Source organism: Rhizobium sp. M10 (genome assembly GCF_002531955.1).
Classification (GTDB): Bacteria; Pseudomonadota; Alphaproteobacteria; order Rhizobiales; family Rhizobiaceae; genus Rhizobium; species Rhizobium etli_C.
In genome coordinates, this window is sequence record NZ_NWTA01000057.1 from 1 (window position 1) to 4839 (window position 4839).

Sequence of the window (4839 nt, forward strand, 5' to 3'; positions counted from 1 at the left end):
ACAAACCTAATGTCGCCGATCAGACAAAGCCGACAGACGGTGTCGTGATGGCATCACTTGCACCGCTAGAGCAAATCCTGCTCAATCTGGGTCATATCCAGCGGCCTTAAGGTAGTTTGCGCATTCTGCCGCAGTGAAGCGAGGTATCAAGGCCCCGACCGCATCCCATAGAGCATCGATCTTTCGCTCGGCTCGGCCTCGCAACATGGCTTTCAGCTTCGAGAATGCGTTCTCGATTGGATTGAAGTCCGGACTATAGGGCGGCAGGAACATGAGCTTGGCGCCGGCACGTTCGATGGCATCGCGGACACCGGCTATCTTGTGTGCAGGCAGGTTATCCATAATGACGACGTCGCCGATCTCCAGGGGCGGCACCAGCACCTGTTCGACATACGCAAGGAAGACGTTGCCGTTCATCGCGCCATCGTAGACGAATGGGGCGGTCATTCCGCTGAGGCGCAACGCACCGGTGAAAGTCGTTGTTTTCCAATGGCCGTGCGGCACGCCGGCACGGCAAACGCTCACCTCGCAATGCACGTCCGCGCAGACGTGACATCTTGGTCGAGAGGCCGGTTTCGTCGATGAAGATCAGTTTCTCCGGATCGAGGTCCAATTGACCATCGAACCAGGCGCGCCGGCGCTTCAGGACGTCCGGTCGGTCCTGCTCCAGTGCGTGTGCGGTCTTTTTTTAAAGGTCCACCCACGGCCTCGAAGCCAGGCGCCAAGTGCGCTGCGGCTGATCTTCACCTGCCGCTCGACGGACAAGCGCTCAACCATCTCATCGAGCGTCACATCCCTACGCTCGTTGATCAACGCGACAACGAATTCCTCGTGTGCATCCACTGCCGAAGGTCGTCTCCAGCTCTGTGGCAGAGCAGTTAACTCACCCTCTTTCGCTCTTCAATCCAGCGGATCGCCGTCGAAATCCCAACTCCGAAACGAGCCGCAGCCTGTCGAGCCGACATGCCCGCCGCAGACGCTTTCAAAACCCGTATTAGGAGATCATCGCTCAGGGCCTGTCCCATCATCCACCTCTCCGCTGTGGATGTTGAATCAGCTTCGGTCGCTCTCGTCACCTCACAATCGATTCATCAATCGCAGGACATGTCTAGGTCGACCGCGCGCCAGCGCGACCGCGACCATCAGCAGGACAAAGAGCTTTGAAAACAGGAGACAATCGCACATCCCTGTAGCCAAGAGAGAAATGGCGTATCGCACGGGAGACGCTGCGAGCGCCCAGTGATAGAGCTTCGCCTTGTGGCTGAACAAGCCAACTTCGATCGCGCAGGCCCGCCGCGCCCGACAGCTGGCCAAAAACAGCGCCAGGAGCTACGACTGGGGCCACGCACGTGAGTATGTCGAGGGCATGTCGCGCATGCTGCAGCAGGACAAACCGGATGGCCACGTCTTGGCGACCGGCGAGACGACGAGTGTCGGCCAATTTCTCGAGCGGGCTTTTGCCGACTTGAACATTACTTTGGAATGGAAGGCGTCCGGCGTCGACTGGCTACGACTCCGCGTCCGGTGCCTGCCTTGTTGAAGTCGATCCTCGATACCTCCGCCCGACGGAAGTTGATCTTCTGCCGGTGATCCGACCAAGGCCCGCCAGAAGCTGGGCTGGCAACACAAGGCCCCGGTTCAGGAGCTCGTCGCCGAGATGGTGCGCGAGGATGTCAAGCACTGGAAGGCCCTGAACAGCCGGGAAGAGCTCTGAGTGTACGACTTGTCCAACAAGAAGATCTGGGTTGTCGGCCATCGCAGTATGGTCGGCAGTGCGCTTGTGCGCAGGCTCCGATGCCGTGCTCTGCGGCAGTGGCGTCAGTTAGCGGGTCGAACGAGGAGCGCGGATCGTGAACCCGCGAGCGCGCAAAAATACGGCATTAGCCGATGATGTTCATACTTCCACCAGGTGCCCGGATTGCGGTACCGAGGCTTCGGGGCATATGTTCCTGATGGTCCTGCTTGTCTCGAATATCTCACGCTTGACGTCTAAGCGTTCGCAGATCGAAAGGTGCGGGATGTGTCATCGTGTGGGTCGGTCCGTCATCGAGGGTTAAATAGACGCACCGATCACTGGGCCGCCACCGTCTCTTCGGATAACTTCAGCTATGGGACCATGCTCTTTCATAGCTCAGGGCCATTCCGCTCGATCAAGGTCCCCGATGGCCAATCACTCATTGAGCATCCTATTGGGAATACTACCAAAATTACGTTTTCACAGCGCGTCGGCGGGAGGTTGAGATAAACATCGGCAAGGGTGGATCGCACGCGTACCCCTTCCAAAACCGTCGCAAGACCATTTCGGCAGAGCCTGAGAACAAGGTTGCGCAACGCCTGCCGAACACCGCCGAACGCAAACCGAACGCCAAGTTGCTGCAGCACTGGGTAAACAATGCGCATCGAATTAATGCCGTACCCCTCAAGATCTGGACGCACGCCCCACAATCCAAGCTCGCATACGAGTAGATCGACCTCGCCAACCCGAACGAAACGACGCAACAACCCCATGTGAGCGGCCACACCGTGCGCATCATAGCCTATTACGCGAAGCTCGGGCCTAGCTCCTGACCAACTACGAGCACCTTCGAATGGAAGGGCGTTGTAAGCTCCAGTTGGCCCATAGGTCTTCCGAAAGAAATCTGCGAGCTCCGTGTGGTCAGAGAGCTCCAACTCGTTTTCCCAGCACACTTTCCACCGCACCTGAGGGCTCATACCTAAACCTCCACTTAATACTCTGTCCAGGCGTCGACAGAGCAACTACTTGATACGCACTCGTTGGGGCGCTTCTAATGGCACTGGTATAAGCTGGTGAAATCATTTGTTTGGATGGAACTCATCCGTCCAATGGATGCGTTCCAATCAATCGGCCTGCCATCGGCTGCCGACGCCAGATGAAGCGGCCGGGCTCCAACTTCTTCGTGAACATGCCGCCTTGTCCATCATGCTGGATCATCTTGATCAGGCATCCAGGACATTGAACTGAAAAGTTGACCATGACTGAGAGGCTCGCTACTCAGGCAGAAGCAAGCCAAAGACGTTTTCGGCGATAATCAGGCAAATTGTCGAGATCACATTAGAACCCTCGGCGGAACCGGGCTGGTCTATCCCGGCGTCGAAAGTCGTCGAACGACCCGACCTGGCGGAGGGGTTTTTTCGGAATGTTCGGTTTGCGACAGTCTGATTCCACACAAAATGGGACGCGGCGATAGGCAGCAGCATTCTCCTGTTGAATCTGAAAGGGGTTCCCCTCGCAAAACGCCCTGGTTCGCTTTGGCTATCGCAGCCCATGGACCGGCACGCTGGGTATCGGCGAAGATTGCCAGAGGACATACTTGCCTGGCGATCCCGACCTCGGGAGAAGATGATGGGTACAGGAATGGATTCGCAGATCAGTGCGTTTCCGGTGCAAGCTTTTAGGACCCCGGACACAGCAAACGCCTCCCAGGACTGGCGAGGCGGCCGCGAGATCGCAATTTTCTCCTAGATAACGGTATGAGGTGATCGTCATACCCTGGTCACCGGATGCCGATCGTCACGCACATGGTCTGGTACAGAGCCGGCGGCGCCGATGAGCCCCCGAGGAAATACTTAGTGACTGGCACGGTTGTTGCGTCGTCTCACGAAAGACAGCCGTTAACGAGAGGTCACGATGATGGATGTATGCTCGATGGGGATGGTGTTGTGCGGTGGGTACCTTCTTGCTGCATCCGCAGGCAGACTCGGCGGCGCTGAGAATGTCTTATCTGACTCGCCTTTGTCCGCGGCTGATGTATCGAGTTTCGAGACTTTCATAGTTCGCAGCCCACCGACATCACTCAATCTGGATCCATTTTATGCCAAATATGCTGACGCAGCGGGCATACCTATTATTTCGTCAAACAAGGTTCCAGACACGGCACTATTGATCTCACGTGACATTGTCCTCTACATGTTGTCAGAACGCCGTGATGTCCGCGATGCTTTAATCCAGGCTGGAGCGCGGGTGGGCGTCATGGCAATTGACGAGACGACGACTGATATTCCCGAGCAGCGGGATTGGAAGAAGCCTCTTCCCGATGATCCACGTCTCACCCCTGACGAGCGGCGGGATTACGCCAACACGATCGGCAAGATGACTGCCCGAGACTACTGGGCACAAAGGGCGCGCGGCATGGGCGGGCTCTACACGACGGGAGCTGTGGAGAATTTGATGGGCGTGCCGGGCACGCGGTATTACGGCGGGAACATTCTTGTTCACGAATTCTCACATAATATTTTCAACGCGCTGCGCACGGTAGATCCTGATCTCGTTGCACGAGTTGAACGTGCCTATTCGCACGCCTACGAGAAAGGCCTCTGGGCGTGTTCCTATATGGAGAACAACGTCGATGAGTATTGGGCCGAGGGCACGCGATTTTGGTTCAATACGAACTTGGCTTACAGCCGAGGCAATCTCACCATTGCCACATCAGAAGATTTCGAGGCTCACGATCCAAGCCTCTATAATATCATGGCCGAAGTCTACCGCCATGACCACCACATTCTGGCGGATGTCTATTACCGGCATTCGGCGAAGTCGCAGTAATGTCCTTTGGTATTGACTGCCGGCCTCATGCTGCAATCCCGCTGGAGACCCGAACTATCGCTGATCGTCCGTAATTTGTCAGAGCCAGCCATAAATTTGAGTTTCCGTTCAATTGAAGCGCCCATGTTGTTCCCACGGGTGCATACCAAGTACTTCGTGGCCGCTGGAATTGGCTCCTTGTGCAACATCGAGACCAAATGACCTGCCACTGAATTTTCATCCGGCGGCGATTAGAGCCTCGGCGGTCTTGAAACGCTCCCAAACGTTGGACCACC

Annotated in this window: 2 protein-coding genes and 3 pseudogenes; 3 read left to right on the forward strand and 2 right to left on the reverse strand. The window is 56.5% G+C overall.

What is annotated here, in order from left to right:
* Positions 1-81: 81 nt before the first annotated feature.
* Positions 82-1025, reverse strand: a pseudogene (locus CO671_RS32825) (IS630 family transposase).
* 296 nt (positions 1026-1321) lie between these two features.
* Here CO671_RS32825 and CO671_RS33970 point away from each other — a divergent pair.
* Positions 1322-1714: pseudogene (locus CO671_RS33970) on the forward strand (GDP-mannose 4,6-dehydratase); the annotation flags it as partial.
* 410 nt (positions 1715-2124) lie between these two features.
* Here the strand turns inward: CO671_RS33970 and nodA are convergent.
* Positions 2125-2712, reverse strand: a complete 588-nt coding sequence (gene nodA / locus CO671_RS32835; RefSeq protein WP_004679687.1) for a nodulation N-acyltransferase NodA — start codon at positions 2710-2712, stop codon at positions 2125-2127.
* Positions 2713-3376: 664 nt separating this feature from the next.
* On the opposite strand from nodA, the pseudogene CO671_RS34480 reads away from it, so the two are divergent.
* Together CO671_RS34480 and CO671_RS32850 are read left to right on the forward strand one after the other, a co-directional pair.
* A pseudogene (locus tag CO671_RS34480) lies at positions 3377-3585 on the forward strand (insulinase family protein); the annotation flags it as partial.
* Positions 3586-3667: 82 nt separating this feature from the next.
* Positions 3668-4564, forward strand: coding sequence for a glycoside hydrolase (locus tag CO671_RS32850; RefSeq protein WP_245425052.1), 897 nt, complete (start codon positions 3668-3670; stop codon positions 4562-4564).
* The last annotated feature ends 275 nt before the right edge of the window (positions 4565-4839 follow it).

Excerpts from the sequence above, each read along its gene's own strand:
- nodA (WP_004679687.1), bottom strand. The coding sequence starts at position 2,712 with ATGAGCCCTCAGGTGCGGTGGAAAGTGTGCTGGGAAAACGAGTTGGAG.
- CO671_RS32850 (WP_245425052.1), top strand. The coding sequence starts at position 3,668 with ATGGGGATGGTGTTGTGCGGTGGGTACCTTCTTGCTGCATCCGCAGGC.